Here is a 202-nt window from a genome sequence, read left to right as displayed (position 1 = left end):
AAAGACGAAGGCGGCCGTCACACTCCTTTCTTCAAAGGTTACCGTCCACAGTTCTACTTCCGTACAACTGACGTAACAGGCGACATCACTCTACCAGAAGGCGTAGAAATGGTAATGCCAGGTGACAACGTTCAAATGACTGTTGAGCTAATCGCTCCAATCGCAATGGACGAAGGCCTACGTTTCGCTATCCGTGAAGGTG

General features: G+C 49.5%; 1 pseudogene. It reads left to right on the top strand.

Features of this window, described 5'->3' with window-relative positions:
- A pseudogene (gene tuf / locus A3712_RS23185) lies at positions 1–202 on the top strand (elongation factor Tu); the annotation flags it as partial.

The sequence above is a fragment of the Vibrio sp. HI00D65 genome, assembly GCF_001635455.1.
Classification (GTDB): domain Bacteria; phylum Pseudomonadota; class Gammaproteobacteria; order Enterobacterales; family Vibrionaceae; genus Vibrio.
This window is presented reverse-complemented; position numbering and strand designations above follow the sequence as displayed.